The organism is Butyrivibrio sp. XBB1001 (assembly GCF_000424505.1).
In the GTDB taxonomy this organism is placed as follows: domain Bacteria; phylum Bacillota; class Clostridia; order Lachnospirales; family Lachnospiraceae; genus Butyrivibrio.
On the sequence record NZ_AUKA01000009.1, the window covers coordinates 38,174 to 52,886 of the forward strand.

Consider the following 14,713-nt stretch of genomic DNA (forward strand, 5'->3'; position numbering starts at 1 on the left):
AGGTAGGAAGAGTTTGTACTAATAAAATGAGGTAACAAAATGAGACTACTACTTGCAGATGATGAAGTTGAACTTGTAAACGCACTTGTGGCGATACTAAAACATAGTAACTACACTGTCGATGCTGTCTATAATGGAACAGACGCCCTCGACTATGCCCTTACCGGCGATTATGACGGCATAATACTTGATATTATGATGCCTGGTCTTGATGGCATGGATGTCCTTAAAAAATTACGTGAAAAAGGCCTTTCCACGCCAGTTCTATTTCTTACTGCCAAAACTGAAGTTGATGACAGAATAAAGGGTCTTGACCTTGGAGCAGATGACTATCTTCCTAAGCCCTTTGACATGGGTGAGCTTTTGGCCAGAGTCCGTGCAATGCTCCGTAGAAAATCTGACTTTTCACAACCCAATCTGACTTGTGGAAACCTAACTCTTGACAGGGCTGGTTACGAGTTATCAACTCCTGATCATGAAAAAATCAGGCTCTCAGGCAGAGAGTTTCAGATGATGGAGATGCTCATGACTTCACCAGGAAGAATCATTTCCGTAGACAATTTTATGGATCATATCTGGGCAGACGGCGAGGCCGATGTAAATGTAGTATGGGTTTATGTCTCAAACCTTAGAAAAAAGCTGGCATCACTTGATGCAACCTGTGAAATAAAGGCAGCCAGAGGACTTGGCTATTCAATCAGTGAAGCAAATTAGAGAGGTACTCTATGGTCAGAAAGCTTAGAAAAAAATTTGTCATAACAGCCATGCTATCCCTTTTAGTAATCTTAGTTGTCATGATTGGCATTATAAATGCAGTAAACGTCTACAGTATGTTTCAGGATGCAGACAATCTATTAACCATGTTGGCTGATAATAACGGCTACTTTCCTGACATGCGCCGCATGAATCCGGCTCCTGCAGATGATAAATTAACTCCTGACAAGCCTTTTTCTTTTGATAGATTAAATGATGCCAAAAGAGTGGAAATGCCCTACCAATCAAGGTATTTCTTTGTTCGTTTCGATGCGGATGGGGCCATAACAGAAACCAATCTCATGCATATCGCTGCCATCTCAGAGGCTTCAGCATCCGACTATGCAAGTGCTGCATATGCAGGAAATAAAGCAAAGGGGATGTATCACTCCTATAGATATTACAGAGTTAATAATGAGGATGGTACAAGCCTCATCATTTTTGTAGATCTGAGCGTTTCTATGATCAATGTCTACAAGCTGTTATTCCAGTCACTTTGCATCGGAGCTCTAGCCCTTGTTGCAATGTTTATCCTGGTATATATGTTCTCAGGCCGTGCTGTTGCCCCGGTTGTTGAATCCCTTGACAAGCAAAAGAGATTCATAACCGATGCCGGTCACGAATTAAAGACGCCACTCGCAGTGATATCTGCAAATGTCGATGTATTAGAGCTTGAAGGTGGAAAAAATGAATGGACTTCAAGTATAAAGAACCAGACCAAGAGAATGAACGATCTTGTGAAGAATCTTTTGACCTTATCCAAAATGGATGAGGAAGTAATGCATGTAGTATACTCTGACTTTGATATGAGTAGTGTTATCAGGGAGTCTGCAAGTTCATTTGAGACTATTGCTTCTTCTAAGGGCAAAAACTATATGGTAGAGATAGATGATGGCATACATATTACAGGCGATAAAAATGCCATCTCTCAGCTTTCTTCCCTGCTTATAGATAATGCTATAAAGTACTCCTCTGACAAAGGCCGTATCTTTGTCAAACTATCCAAAACAAACACTATCCAATTTGAGGTTTCAAATACCTGCGATAATATTCCTAAGGGAAATCTGGACAGATTATTTGACAGATTCTACAGAGCAGATTCATCAAGATCTAGAGACACCGGCGGATACGGTATTGGGCTTTCTGTAGCAAGAGCCATTGCCACTTCTCACGGCGGCACAATAGAAGCTCAAAAAGAAGGAGATAACATAATACGCTTTTTAGTTACGCTTCCCAAGCAGTTACCAAAGAGTATACAGCGAACCAAATGATAACATTTTGTAAATTTCTCATAAACTACGCGGGTTTATGCACTTATCATGCTATAATTAATTTACAAAATATAATGCATTTGGGAGGTAACTGATGTATAAAAAGGGAGATAAAGTAATTATCTTAGACTACAATGGCAAACCACTAGTTCCCCATGTCGTTGCCGAGATTGAGGATGTTTATGGTCAGGACCGCGTAAGACTCAACTTACCAGATGGAGCCTGCTGTCTTGAATTCGTAAACCACTTCGAGAAGATTGATGAAGACACCTACAACAAATACCTGCATGCAGTACATGAAAGAGAAAAAGAGCTGCCTGTAGACCTCCAGATAGACATTAGAAAATTTGCTTCCAAGCACCCAAGGCGCAGGAAAGATGAGATCATCAAAAAGTTTGATTTAGATAAACGCTATGTTTCAATCCTGAACGCCTATATGGGCCGTGTTAATATGTACGGAAAAGAAAATATAAATGAGCGATTTCTTTTCGAATACAAGGAAGCTCTTTATGGAATAGTAGAAACCAGAACCTTTTTCCACGAGCTCGACGACTCTATTCCAATTCCCGATTACCTGATAGGTTAATTGCAATTCCAATCAGGATCAGACAGTAAGGCATAGAAGTTACCTGTGGAAAAGATATCTGATTAAAAATAAAATACGAGATAACAGGGAGCGCGCAAATGACTTTTGCATGCTCCTTTTCTTTTGCCATAGCAAGTTTGTAGATGACCGAGATAAATAGTCCCAAGTAGGTTATGGCTCCGATAAGGCCTCTTTCAAGCAGAACCGTAAGTAGCTCGCAGTGAGCATTTGTAAGGGCTGCCCCATTAAATACATTGGTAAAAGAGCTATTCCAGTACCCGTCAGACATTGCATAAGGATAAAGGCAGTCCTGGCCAATTCCCACAAGCTTTTGCCAAGGTGATAATCCGGCGTAAATCTCAGCGCACATCCGCCAAATGATCCCTCTTCCATTTCCAAAATCCTCAGAAAAATTCATTATCAAAAGCACAATCGCTGTGGCTAGAGCAGCAACCATCACTACTATGTAAATCTTTTTGTATGTTTTTGAGTAAAAAGAAACCTTTATCTCTTCAAATAATCTTGATACTCTGTAGACGAAAAATGCTGCGGCTATGATAATTGCTCCAACATGAGATCTACAAATGACCAGCAAAAGGTTATCGCTGTAGTTATAATAATTTCCTGCAAACATCATCAGAATATCAACTATGCTCATAGATATCCCAAGAACTATAGCCTGGATCAGAAAAGCTTTGAAGTTTTCTCTATCTAATGTGCCATACCACAAAAGAAGTCCATAGCAGGCGCAAATTATAAGCCCTGCTCCTTCACTCCCCTGCAAAAACAGAGCAACCAGGCCCACTATTGTATATATTCCCAACAGGAAAAAGCGAGAGGAAAATCTTTTTTGAACAAACATAAATCCCACGCCCAGTGGAACCCAGATAGAAAGAAAGCCTGAAAACCAGTTAATATTTCCAATAGTAGCTACAAACGATGAGTTTTGTCCAGCAATCATAAAAGGAAAAATACTCATTCTATTTAATATAGAAAGTGCAAACTCAAAAAGGGGCACCAGCAAAAACAGGGCCAGAATCTGACTTTTAAAAAATCCGCTTTTACTTATAAATATGCAAAAGGAAATGGCAACAAGAGTTGTCAAAAGGCCATTTCTCCATCCCTCATATCCAAAGAAAGCCACCTTTTTATCTACAGAAAAAAGCCAGGAGATAAAGCAGGAGAATAGGGTTCCATATAGAAAGAATTTATCTATGTTATTATCCAGAGCCTTTCCTTCTTCGCCAGCCTCTTTTCTATATCTGACAAGTTCTCTTATAAGAAGGATAATGACAAATGGGATACTTATGACAAGGTAGCATAAGGCCTTGGCTTCGCCTAGTTCATAATATCCCGCATTCATATAAAGTGGCAAAAAGCCGCATAATAACAGCATATATAGCAAATATAGAAGTTCCATGTCTGACCTCTTTTTTATTTTGTTTCAAGCATTGCCTTTATCTGTGGGTTGTCCGGGGAAATCTCAAAAGTCATCCTCTTTTTTGTTACAGGATGGTCTAAAACAAACTTGTAGCTAACAAGGCATACATCTTTTACAGCTTTTTTATCTGAAAGCTCGGTAGACTTAAGTGTTCCGTACTTCCGATCTCCAAGAATCGGATGCCCTATATTAGAAAGCTGAACTCTTATCTGATGAAATCTTCCAGTAAGAAGTTTTATTCGCAAAAGAGATTCCTCTTTAGTTTCTGCTATGACCTCATATTCTAACTTAGCATCCTTAACTTCTCCTGACATGATTCTGATGCTGCTTCCATTTTCAAGTGTAATGGTATTTTCATTAAGGCTTTGTTTCTCTTTTTCTGATATAACAGCTGCAAAACCGTCTTCTTTTCTTACTAGAAGATTTTCAAGTTTTCCCTTTTTCTCCTCAAAAGTTCCATAGCATAAGGCATAGTAATATTTGTCAGTAGTTCTTTTCTTTATCTGGGAAGCGATGTCTGTAGCGGCATTCTTGTTCTTGGCCAGGATGATAACTCCCTCTACAGGCTGATCAAGCCTATGGACTGTTGCAACATATGGGGGCTTTCTTCCTTCATTTTTCCCTCTATTCTGGCGGCTTATATAATTTCTTGCAGCACTGACAACATCCATACTATAGGATTTAGCGCCTTCTGTAGCCATGCCTGCAGGCTTATGGCACACCAAAATGTCATTGTCTTCATATATGTATTCTATGCTTTTCATTCTTATTTCCTTGTTATTATCATATGATTTCAAAAGAAAACTCCTACCCGGAAACCGGATAGGAGTCACATGATCTATCTAGCATCAAACCTTGAATCTGTATCCCACGCCCCAGATTGTCTCTATGTACTGAGGATTTGATGTGTCATATTCAATCTTCTCACGGATTTTTTTGATATGAACTGTAACAGTTGCAATATCTCCGATTGAATCCATGTTCCCAATTTTTCTAAAGAGCTCTTCCTTGGTAAATACGTGGTTTGGATTTTCTGCAAGGAAAGTAAGAAGATCAAACTCCTTAGTTGTAAAGCTCTTCTCCTGATCATCAACATATACTCTTCTGGCAGTCTTATCAATCTTAAGACCACGGATCTCGACAAAATCATTGTTCTCGTGACCTGATCCGACAAGCCTTGAATATCTTGCCATATGCGCCTTTACACGGGCAACCAGCTCAGATGGGCTAAATGGCTTGGTTATATAGTCGTCAGCTCCAAGTCCAAGTCCTCTTATCTTGTCGATATCATCCTTCTTGGCAGAAACCATAAGGATCGGCACATCCTTCTTTTCCCTAATGTGCTTACAAACCTCAAATCCGTCCATACCTGGAAGCATCAGATCCAAAATGATAAGGTCAAAATCCTCTGCTAGAGCAGTTTCAAGACCTGCATCTCCAGTATTCTCAATTTTAACCTCAAAGTCGCTCAGCTCAAGATAGTCCTTCTCAAGATCAGCAATAGCCTCTTCATCCTCAACAATAAGAATTCTACTCATACACGTCTCTAACCTTTCTTTTTTATTGTGTTTCGTGGTCTACTGTGACAGTTTCCTGGTTGTCTGCATACTCAACGTACTTTCTCAGTACAAAGTGCATGCATGTTCCCTCTCCCTCATGGCTAGTAGCCCATATATATCCGCCATGATCCTCTATTATCTTTTTAACAATAGATAAACCGATTCCACTTCCTCCCTGCTTGGAATTTCTAGAAGCATCTGTTCTATAGAATCTGTCGAATATGTTAGGAATGTCTCTCTGAGCAATTCCCTTACCATTATCCTCCAGTTCTACTCTGATGGAATCAATCTCATCAAGGATCCTGATATCAATCTGGCCTGTCCCATCATCTCTATCAAGATATTTGACGCTATTACTAACTACATTATTAACTACACGCTTTATCTGCTCCGGATCAGCAACAATCTGCGTATCAGGCGCAGTCAGGTTTGAATAATTAAGCTTTATGGATTTACTCTCAAGGTCTGCACCAATCTCTTCAATGCAATCTCCAAAGTAATCTCCCACATTAAGTTTTATGAAATTATAAGGAATTCTGTTGTTATCAATACTGGAGTACAAGGTAAGCTCATTAATAAGGTTGTTCATATCATTAGCCTTATTATTGATGATCTTGATGTACTTCATCTGTTTCTCCGGGTTATCAGCGACACCCTCTAAAAGTCCCTGAGAATAACCCTTTATTGCCGTGATAGGGGTTTTCAGGTCATGAGAAATGTTACTTATAAGCTCTTTATTCTGCTTCTCTCGTAATATCTTTTCCTCAGCAGATTCCTTGAGCCTAAGTCTCATGTCCTCGTAATTACGATACATGGCCCCGATCTCGCCCTTTTCCTTGACATCTGTCGGTAACATGTAGTCGAAATTACCATCCTGAATATGCTGCATTGCAACATTCAGCTCATCTATTGGCTTGAAGAAACTGTTACCTATCCACATGGTCAAAAGAAAACTCGTGATCAGAAGGATACCGATGATCGCAATTCCCATGTAGATGAACAATGAGGCTGTCAGAGCCGTTCTAATACCTGAGATAATGTACAGACTTCCCTGATCACCTGTAGAAAATCTAAAATCAATCTGCTTGACCAAATGCTTGGAAGCAGTATAGTAAATACCCTTTATATCTGTTCCATACCCTGGAAGTTCATCCATGACATCCTGGGCTCTATCCATATTTGCCACATAATATACTTCATCATTTCTCATGACAAGGAGAAATGAATATTTTGAAGCAATTTTGCTATCTACGCTTTGAAGATAATCTATATCCTCTAATATAAACGGATTAACAATACATGCTAGAGCTATATCATGTGTAACTTCATCTGCCATATCAGCAAAAGTCTCGCTGGGGTCTGATACCATACTATAATCAAACCCGCTGGAAATCTCGTTTAGCTTTTGCTCATATACAAGATATCTGCCTACTGCAAAAAATGTTCCCAGGGCCAGGATAATAGGTATAATAACTATCGCCACTGACGTAATTAAGAGTTTTGTACGAAAACGCATTATATACCCCCGGCAACCTATATCTGTGCACCTATCAAAATTATATCATAAAATCGTCACTGATTGTTAATATGAAATTCTCTATTTCTTGTTGAAATGTTTATCAATATTTCAATCAGAAATTTGTGCCGCCAGACTCACATCAAAAAGAGCCCCGAAAAACGGGGCTCCTAATGCTATTATATTAGATTCCAAGTAACTTACTATATTCAGCAAGGGCTCCATCTGTCTCGTGAGCAAGAACCTTCTTGGCAAGAACCTTGCCAAGCTGAACGCCTTCCTGATCGAATGAGTTAATATTCCATACAAAGCCCTGGAACATAACCTTGTTCTCGAAATGAGCAAGGAGTGCTCCAAGTGACTTAGGATTAAGTTCATCACCAATGATGATACTTGAAGGGCGTCCTCCCTTGAAGTTCTTATTGGCATTCTCATCTTTTTTGCCGCAGGCAAAAGCTACTATCTGAGCTGCTACATTAGCACAAAGTTTCTGCTGGCTTGTGCTATCCTGAATGTTTACATCATTCTGAAGCTGGCTGTTTTTAAATCCAATAAACTGAAGAGGAATAATATCTGTTCCCTGGTGAAGGAGCTGATAGAATGAATGCTGTCCGTTTGTTCCTGGCTCACCAAAGATTACAGGACCTGTTACATAGTTAATAGGCTCACCAAAGCGGTTTACACTCTTACCATTTGACTCCATGTCAAGCTGCTGAAGGTGTGCTGGAAAACGGCTAAGTCCCTGTGAGTAAGGAAGTACAGCTGTGCTGTCATATCCAAGTACGTTTCTCTCATATACACCAATCATAGCATCAAGCATTGCAGGGTTCTTGAGCATATCTTTTTCTGTGGCAAGCTTATCTTCCTCTGCAGCGCCATCAAGGAACTGAGCAAATACGTCAGGACCAAATGCCAGTGAAAGAACTGCTCCGCCAACTCCTGATGTAGAAGAATAACGACCTCCGATATAGTCATCCATAAAGAATGCCTCTAAGTAGTTGTCGCTCTTAGCAAGAGGAGAAGTCTCAGAAGTAACAGCGATCATGTGCTTGCTAGCATCAAGTCCAGCCTTCCTTAGTGCATCTGTTACGAAAGACTCGTTTGTAAGTGTTTCAAGTGTTGTTCCTGACTTTGAAACAAGGATAAAAATTGAATGAGCAACATCTACTGAATTAAGTACTGCGCTTGCATCATCAGGATCCACGTTACTGATGAACTTAGCTTCCATCTTGAAGTTGCCTGTTCTCTTAGCCCAGTTCTCAAGAGCAAGATACATAGCTCTTGGTCCAAGGTCAGATCCACCGATACCGATCTGAACTACTGTTGTGAACTTCTCACCCTTGGCATTTGCAATTTCACCAGAATGAACCTTATTAGCAAAATCAGCAATTCTCTTCTGCTCTTTTACATAGAATTCACGTTTATTTACGCCATCAGCTATAACATCAGCAGCAAGCTGACCTCTTGTAAGCTGATGAAGAACCATTCTCTTTTCACCAGTATTTATTACTTCGCCGCTTAAAAGAGCTTCATACTTTTCTGAAAGCTCTGCTTCTTTTGCAAGTTTAGAGAGAGCTGCAAGAACATTGTCATCAACTTCTTTTGCTGCATAGTTGTAACTAAGTCCAGCTGCCATAGGAACTGAATAGTTTTTAACTCTCTTTGCGCCGTTTTCTCCGGCCATAACGTCTACAAGATTTACACGAGCTACGTTTTTTAGCTCATTGTAAGAATTAAGTGTGTCAAGATTTTTCCAATTCGCCATTTTTATGTCCTCCTATTGGGATGTGGAAAACGTATTCCGCCATCCGTTTTAAAGTGTATCAAAGAAAAAAACGCATATCAAGAAGTAACCTATTAAATATATGTGAAGTTTCTTGTGTAAACACAAAAACGACCTGATAGATATAAATCTACCAGGTCGTCTCCCATCATATAATTGTTTTACTATCTTTTACTCTGTTTTTATCCAAAGTATCTCTTTAAAAGGCCTGCAAATGCCTTGCCGTGTCTCGCTTCGTCTCTTCCAATCTCATGAACTGCATCGTGGATGGCATCAAGATCAAGAGCTTTTGCCTTCTTAGCAAGATCAGCACGGCCCTGTGTAGCGCCATACTCAGCATCTGCACGAAGTTCAAGATTCTTCTTGGTAGAATCTGTGATCACTTCACCAAGAAGTTCTGCAAAATGAGCAGCATGCTCTGCCTCTTCCCACGCAGCCTTCTCAAAGAATGCGCCAATCTCTGGATATCCCTCACGAATAGCCACTCTAGACATAGCTAGATACATGCCAACTTCTGAGCACTCGCCATTGAACATCTCGCGAAGGCCATTCTTGATCTCTTCTGGTGCACTTGATGCAACGCCAACTACATGCTCACATGCCCATACCTTCTCACCTTCCTGCTTGGTAAACTTCTCTGCAGGAGCCTTACATACTGGACAAGCCTCCGGTGGCTGATCTCCTTCGTGAACATAACCGCATACCTGACATACCCACTTCATAAACTAGTCTCCTTTCCTGCGTCTTAACGCAAAGTGCATGAACGCACTTAAGTATCTGAAATCTCTTACATATAAGTTTAGCACAAAAGGCATTTAAATTGCGCACTATTTAACTGTTATTTATAAAGATTTTATAGATACTTTCCAAAACTTTGAAAATTAATTTCGTTATTGAAATATATTTTAATGTATACTAATTATGTAGATTTATAAACGTTTTTTCAAACAATTTATGCATTTTATCGAATCCCTTGGTATTGTTTTTGGGCGCTTTCACGCAGGAGAATTATTATGAATATTGTCAGCGAAAAAATCAGAAGTTGCTATGATACCTTGCCATCAGCAGAGAAGATGGTTGCCGATTTTGTATTGGAGAGGAAAGATGATCTTTTCCAGTACCCTATTAAAGAACTAGCAAGACTCTCCGGCACTACGCAGGCTGCCTGGACCAGATTTGCTCAGGCAATTGGATATACCGGGTTAAAAGACCTGAAAAATGCCTACTATTCAGAAGCAAACGTTTCTTTAAAGCAGGCTGATAACGGCCCAAAGATTGCATTTAAAGACGTAAACGAGTATACTTCATTACAGTCGATTGCAGACAATATCTGTGCTACAAGTGTCCAGGCCATTCAGACAACCTACAGACTTTTTGATACTGGAAATTTCAATGACGTTGTAAGCAAGATAGTAGCAGCTAAACAGATACAGGTCTTTGGAATTGGTACTGCAAGTGTTGCAGCCTATGACTTGTATTGTAAACTTCTTAGAATCCACTATAATGTTGTATTCAATCAGGATCACCATATGAATCTGATGACTATTTCTCAGATTTGTCCTGAAGATGTAGCTATTTTCTTTGTTGATAATCCCAAAAACAAGGAAATCATGCAGCTCTACAATATTGCCAAAGAGAAAGATGCTATTACTATCGCTATAACCAAACTTGGTAATAACGCTTTGACTACAGGTTGTACTCACGTTCTTTTTACAACTTCTCCTGAAATTGATAAAAAGAGTGGTATTACCTGTTCCAGATTCGCTCAGCTGTTTATGGTAGACACTCTTTACACAGGAATCTGTAATCGAGATTATGACAATATCCGTGAATATCTCAGAGATTCCTACGAGGTATTCAACGAATCCGGCAAGGAGTGATCACTATGGAAAAAATAGCTAGTTTTACAGTTAATCACCTTGATCTTGAACCAGGTATCTACGTATCCAGAAAGGACAAGGTTGGAGCAGAAACCATCACCACTTTTGATCTTCGCATGACAGCTCCAAATAAAGAACCCGTTATGAACACCGCAGAGGTTCATACAATGGAGCACCTCGGGGCAACATTTCTTAGGAATGATCCTGAATTCAAAGATAGGACCATCTATTTTGGACCAATGGGTTGCAGAACAGGTTTTTACGTAGTTTTGGCAGGAGATCTTTCATCAAGGGATATCGTACCACTCATAACAAGAATGTATGAGTTCATAGCAAACTTTGAAGGCGAAGTTCCAGGCGCAAGCGCAAGAGATTGTGGTAACTATCTTGATATGAATCTTGGAATGGCCAAATTCCTTGCAAAGAGATACCTTGATAATACACTTTACAATATTTCTGATAAGCATCTTGTTTATCCAGAGTAAAGATATATCCACAAGAAGGGGCTATTATATATGAAAATAGGAATTATCGGCGCTATGGAGGTTGAGGTTGAAACCCTCAAAAAAAATATGACTGTAAAAAATACAGTCAAGAAAGCTTCCATGGAGTTTTTTGAAGGAACACTTGGTAATACTGACGTTGTTGTTGTACGAAGTGGTATATGTAAGGTAAATGCTGGAATCTGTGTACAGATTCTTGTGGACACTTTTGGCGTGACACATGTGATTAATACTGGAGCCGCTGGCTCTCTTGATGCCAGAATTAATATCGGTGACATAGTTATTTCTACTGATGTCTGCTATCACGATGTAGATGCTACAGTATTTGGATACAAAAAGGGTGAGATTCCTCAGCTTGGAACATTGGCATTTACTGCAGATGCCAACCTTCGAAAAAAGGCAGAGGCTGCCATAAAGGTTGCTGCTCCTGATATTGGTGTATTTGAAGGAAGAATCTGCAGCGGAGATCAGTTCATCTGTGAACAGTCTATAAAGAACGCTATAGTTTCTGAATTTAGTGGAATCTGCTGCGAGATGGAAGGCGCTGGAATTGCCCAAGCCTGCCATCTTAATAACATCCCATTTCTTATTATCCGTGCGATTTCTGATAAGGCTGATGGTAGCGAGATCATGGACTATCCAGAATTCGAGGCCAAGGCCGCAAGAGACTGCGCTGCAGCTACTATGGAATTATTAAAAACTCTTTAACTTAAGCTTGTTATAACAAGAGCTCCCATTCCAATTGGAAGGGAGCTCTTTTCTTATATAGTCTATATTCGATCTTGATCATATCAGTTATGCTGCTCAATCTCATCATTTAATATCTTAACTATAGTATTTGTCGCAGAGTGAAGGCTGCTCTTACTCATATTATCCAGGTACTTCTCTCTATTCTCATAAAGATCCTGAATTGTCTCTACAAGAATGTCCTCATCAAGTTCATCATTATCAATAACAAGAGAAAATCCCTGCTGTTCAAAGGATCTTGCATTAAGCATCTGATCCCCTCTGCTTGATCTTGTTGATAAAGGTATCAGTATATTAGGCTTTTTAAGTGCAAGAAGCTCGCAGATTGAGTTTGCACCTGCTCTTGATACCACTATATCTGCCATAGCAAAAAGATCTTTGAGTTCATTCTTAACATATTCAAACTGCTTGTACCCTGGAACAGATAATTTCAGGTTATCCATTTTCTCTTTTCCACAAATATGGACAACATTAAAATCAGGAAGGATTCGTGGAAGTGCAAAACGTACAGTTTCATTTACAGACTGAGCGCCAAGGCTACCGCCGATAACCATAAGAACCGGCTTATCATCTGTAAATCCACATAGCTCTTTTCCAACACTAGCATTTCCCATTCCAAGTTCTTCTCTGATAGGAGTTCCTGTAAGGATTGCCTTGTCTGCAGGAAGATGTCTCATAGTCTCCGGGAAGTTACAGCAGATCTTGCTGGCACCATTCATGCTAAGCTTATTGGCAAGACCTGGTGTAATATCTGACTCATGCACTATGTAAGGAATCTTAAGCACTCTTGCCGCCCTTACTACTGGTACACTGACAAATCCACCTTTTGAAAAAACGATATCTGGCTTGATCTTCTTGAGAAGTGAGATAGATTCTGTAAATCCCTTCATTACCCTGAATGGATCTGTAAAATTCTTGGGATCAAAATATCTTCTAAGCTTACCTGTAGCTATTCCAAAATAAGGAATATTGTAATCCTCGATAAGTTTTTTCTCTATTCCTTCGTAAGATCCAATGTAATATATTTCATAGCCAGCCTTTTTAAGTGCTGGAATAAGTGCAATATTAGGTGTTACATGGCCTGCACTTCCACCACCTGTAAGGACGATTTTCTTTGTAGCCTTCTCGCTCAACTTACTAACCTTCTTTCAAATTAAATACAAATCACGAATAACTACTCAATGTTTATACCTTAATTAAGCATTCATTGCCTGCTCGATTGCATATGACAACTGATCAGGACATGATGTTGGCTTCATACCACATCTGATACCACGAAGCTTTGAAATAGCATCCTCACACTTCATGCCCTCAACAAGTCTTGATACTCCCTGAAGATTACCATTGCAGCCGCCTGTAAAAGCAACGCTTTTAATAATTCCATCCTCAACATCAATGTCAATCAGAGTTGAGCATGTACCCTTTGTCTTATAGATCATAATAATTCTCCCATTCTATATTTAAATAAATGCCTTTTTTACACTTTTGGTTGCACTTTAGTATAACACCTTCAGCTAAATATTCCATAAAAAATATGAAGAGCTTTTGTTTCTCTTATTCTTCTGCATAGTTTAAAAGCCCCTTCTCTTCATAGGGAACAATATACTCATTAACAACCTTGTCAGAAAAATCTCTGACACCGCCTATGACTTCCTCATAGTTTTCAAGGGTCATCTCATTTTCACCAGCTATCATCTCATCTAACATAAGCTTGTTGATCTCAGGTGCAAAATGTAGTGTGTCCATGTAGATTTCAAGGTTTGTAGCCACTTCCTCCTGGGCCTGGAAACAGAACACCCGCACATTATCATATTGTAAAAGAGCTTTTGTCATCTGAAGTTCGTTGTAGATATAAGCATCTCTTTCGCCGCTTCTTACAATTCCATCCCACCATAGCATTGAATATACTGGATAGAAAAAGATAAACTCTGTCTCAGGATGCGCTTCCACCTTACTTGTCAAAAGAGCTATGTTATCCTCAAGGTTCTTTTGATATACTGTTTCCTCCATCATAGGCGTAATATCTTTTGCCCTATGATATAGGCCAAGGGCCATATCACTGTTAAAGCTCTTCCACTTAGCCCAGTTATATGAAAAGCTCTCATCGTAGTCTCCTATAAATGAACTGGCTATCTCATAGGGAATCTTTTCAAGCAAAACGTCCTTATTATAAAGATATCTGACATCGTTAAAGGGATTCTTGTCATAAAGATATATTGGACATCCCGTAGATTCATAGGTTGTCTCTGCTGTCATGGCAAGTGATGAGGGGTCTATATTGTAAAAGACTCTCTTTATATCATGACCTTCATATGCTACATCCAGCATATAGCACAGATCCGCTGTTGCTCCATAAGATCTTACTGCCTTTATAGACTTGCCACCATAAGCTTCGTCATACCAGTCATTGTCATTATTTTCAACTACCGAAGACCCAACGATCAGCGTATCGTAATCAAAATTTCTAAGAGTGCCTATGCACTGATATTCCTTGTCATTAAGAACTGCCTTAAGTCCAAGCCATGGCTTGTGATAGTGATAAAAAGGGTCAAAAACATATACTATTCCCCCTACTAAAACTGCCACCACCAGAATTATTGTAAGTAGCCTTTTTATGAACTTTTTTGAATTACTGTTTTGATCCATATCTTATTACTTTCTCATAATCAAATTT

General features: G+C 39.5%; 15 protein-coding genes. 6 read left to right on the forward strand and 9 right to left on the reverse strand.

What is annotated here, in order from left to right; all coding sequences use genetic code 11:
- Positions 1 to 39: 39 nt before the first annotated feature.
- The 3 genes from G631_RS0109460 to G631_RS0109470 all read left to right on the forward strand — a co-directional run bounded on the left by G631_RS0109460 (position 40) and on the right by G631_RS0109470 (position 2,610).
- On the forward strand, positions 40 to 714 hold the full coding sequence (locus tag G631_RS0109460) for a response regulator transcription factor (protein ID WP_026489227.1): 675 nt from the start codon (positions 40 to 42) through the stop codon (positions 712 to 714).
- Between the two features lie 11 nt (positions 715 to 725).
- On the forward strand, positions 726 to 2,024 hold the full coding sequence (locus tag G631_RS18760; RefSeq protein WP_051197101.1) for a sensor histidine kinase: 1,299 nt from the start codon (positions 726 to 728) through the stop codon (positions 2,022 to 2,024).
- Between the two features lie 94 nt (positions 2,025 to 2,118).
- On the forward strand, positions 2,119 to 2,610 hold the full coding sequence (locus G631_RS0109470) for a hypothetical protein (protein ID WP_026489228.1): 492 nt from the start codon (positions 2,119 to 2,121) through the stop codon (positions 2,608 to 2,610).
- Here G631_RS0109470 and G631_RS0109475 read toward each other — a convergent pair.
- From G631_RS0109475 to G631_RS0109500, 6 genes are all read right to left on the reverse strand, one after another.
- Positions 2,579 to 4,030, reverse strand: coding sequence for an O-antigen ligase family protein (locus G631_RS0109475; RefSeq protein ID WP_026489229.1), 1,452 nt, complete (start codon positions 4,028 to 4,030; stop codon positions 2,579 to 2,581). The two genes, G631_RS0109470 and G631_RS0109475, sit on opposite strands and share 32 nt — an antisense overlap.
- A 14-nt stretch (positions 4,031 to 4,044) precedes the next feature.
- A complete protein-coding gene (locus tag G631_RS0109480; RefSeq protein WP_026489230.1) occupies positions 4,045 to 4,815 on the reverse strand; it encodes an RluA family pseudouridine synthase in 771 nt (256 codons plus the stop codon).
- 84 nt (positions 4,816 to 4,899) lie between these two features.
- Positions 4,900 to 5,589, reverse strand: a complete 690-nt coding sequence (locus G631_RS0109485; protein WP_026489231.1) for a response regulator transcription factor — start codon at positions 5,587 to 5,589, stop codon at positions 4,900 to 4,902.
- 22 nt (positions 5,590 to 5,611) lie between these two features.
- Complete coding sequence (locus G631_RS0109490) at positions 5,612 to 7,126, reverse strand: sensor histidine kinase (RefSeq protein WP_026489232.1); 1,515 nt, start codon at positions 7,124 to 7,126, stop codon at positions 5,612 to 5,614.
- A 184-nt stretch (positions 7,127 to 7,310) separates the two neighbouring features.
- On the reverse strand, positions 7,311 to 8,891 hold the full coding sequence (locus tag G631_RS0109495) for a glucose-6-phosphate isomerase (RefSeq protein ID WP_026489233.1): 1,581 nt from the start codon (positions 8,889 to 8,891) through the stop codon (positions 7,311 to 7,313).
- A gap of 200 nt (positions 8,892 to 9,091) precedes the next feature.
- Positions 9,092 to 9,631 (reverse strand): NADH peroxidase, encoded by a 540-nt coding sequence (locus G631_RS0109500; protein WP_026489234.1) that lies wholly within the window; start codon positions 9,629 to 9,631, stop codon positions 9,092 to 9,094.
- A 291-nt stretch (positions 9,632 to 9,922) separates the two neighbouring features.
- Between G631_RS0109500 and G631_RS0109505 the strand changes: the two genes are divergently transcribed.
- Genes G631_RS0109505 through G631_RS0109515 form a run of 3 tightly spaced genes read left to right on the forward strand, consistent with a single transcriptional unit; the run spans position 9,923 to position 12,000 of the window.
- A complete protein-coding gene (locus G631_RS0109505; RefSeq protein ID WP_026489235.1) occupies positions 9,923 to 10,789 on the forward strand; it encodes a MurR/RpiR family transcriptional regulator in 867 nt (288 codons plus the stop codon).
- A 5-nt stretch (positions 10,790 to 10,794) separates the two neighbouring features.
- Complete coding sequence (locus tag G631_RS0109510; protein WP_026489236.1) at positions 10,795 to 11,274, forward strand: S-ribosylhomocysteine lyase; 480 nt, start codon at positions 10,795 to 10,797, stop codon at positions 11,272 to 11,274.
- Between the two features lie 30 nt (positions 11,275 to 11,304).
- Positions 11,305 to 12,000 (forward strand): 5'-methylthioadenosine/adenosylhomocysteine nucleosidase, encoded by a 696-nt coding sequence (locus G631_RS0109515; protein ID WP_026489237.1) that lies wholly within the window; start codon positions 11,305 to 11,307, stop codon positions 11,998 to 12,000.
- A gap of 83 nt (positions 12,001 to 12,083) precedes the next feature.
- Here the strand turns inward: G631_RS0109515 and G631_RS0109520 are convergent, their stop codons facing one another.
- The 3 genes from G631_RS0109520 to G631_RS0109530 form a co-directional block, all read right to left on the reverse strand.
- The gene (locus G631_RS0109520) at positions 12,084 to 13,172 is read right to left on the reverse strand and encodes an undecaprenyldiphospho-muramoylpentapeptide beta-N-acetylglucosaminyltransferase (protein WP_026489238.1); all 1,089 of its coding nucleotides are present in this window, start codon (positions 13,170 to 13,172) and stop codon (positions 12,084 to 12,086) included.
- 63 nt (positions 13,173 to 13,235) lie between these two features.
- The gene (locus tag G631_RS0109525; protein ID WP_026489239.1) at positions 13,236 to 13,478 is read right to left on the reverse strand and encodes a TIGR03905 family TSCPD domain-containing protein; all 243 of its coding nucleotides are present in this window, start codon (positions 13,476 to 13,478) and stop codon (positions 13,236 to 13,238) included.
- 115 nt (positions 13,479 to 13,593) lie between these two features.
- Complete coding sequence (locus G631_RS0109530; RefSeq protein ID WP_026489240.1) at positions 13,594 to 14,685, reverse strand: hypothetical protein; 1,092 nt, start codon at positions 14,683 to 14,685, stop codon at positions 13,594 to 13,596.
- Between the last annotated feature and the right edge of the window lie 28 nt (positions 14,686 to 14,713).

Coding starts and splice junctions, on each gene's coding strand:
- G631_RS0109505 (WP_026489235.1), top strand. CDS start 9,923: ATGAATATTGTCAGCGAAAAAATCAGAAGTTGCTATGATACCTTGCCA.
- G631_RS0109525 (WP_026489239.1), bottom strand. CDS start 13,478: ATGATCTATAAGACAAAGGGTACATGCTCAACTCTGATTGACATTGAT.
- G631_RS0109510 (WP_026489236.1), top strand. CDS start 10,795: ATGGAAAAAATAGCTAGTTTTACAGTTAATCACCTTGATCTTGAACCA.
- G631_RS0109475 (WP_026489229.1), bottom strand. CDS start 4,030: ATGGAACTTCTATATTTGCTATATATGCTGTTATTATGCGGCTTTTTG.
- G631_RS0109460 (WP_026489227.1), top strand. CDS start 40: ATGAGACTACTACTTGCAGATGATGAAGTTGAACTTGTAAACGCACTT.
- G631_RS0109495 (WP_026489233.1), bottom strand. CDS start 8,891: ATGGCGAATTGGAAAAATCTTGACACACTTAATTCTTACAATGAGCTA.
- G631_RS0109530 (WP_026489240.1), bottom strand. CDS start 14,685: ATGGATCAAAACAGTAATTCAAAAAAGTTCATAAAAAGGCTACTTACA.
- G631_RS18760 (WP_051197101.1), top strand. CDS start 726: ATGGTCAGAAAGCTTAGAAAAAAATTTGTCATAACAGCCATGCTATCC.
- G631_RS0109480 (WP_026489230.1), bottom strand. CDS start 4,815: ATGAAAAGCATAGAATACATATATGAAGACAATGACATTTTGGTGTGC.
- G631_RS0109515 (WP_026489237.1), top strand. CDS start 11,305: ATGAAAATAGGAATTATCGGCGCTATGGAGGTTGAGGTTGAAACCCTC.
- G631_RS0109485 (WP_026489231.1), bottom strand. CDS start 5,589: ATGAGTAGAATTCTTATTGTTGAGGATGAAGAGGCTATTGCTGATCTT.
- G631_RS0109470 (WP_026489228.1), top strand. CDS start 2,119: ATGTATAAAAAGGGAGATAAAGTAATTATCTTAGACTACAATGGCAAA.
- G631_RS0109500 (WP_026489234.1), bottom strand. CDS start 9,631: ATGAAGTGGGTATGTCAGGTATGCGGTTATGTTCACGAAGGAGATCAG.
- G631_RS0109490 (WP_026489232.1), bottom strand. CDS start 7,126: ATGCGTTTTCGTACAAAACTCTTAATTACGTCAGTGGCGATAGTTATT.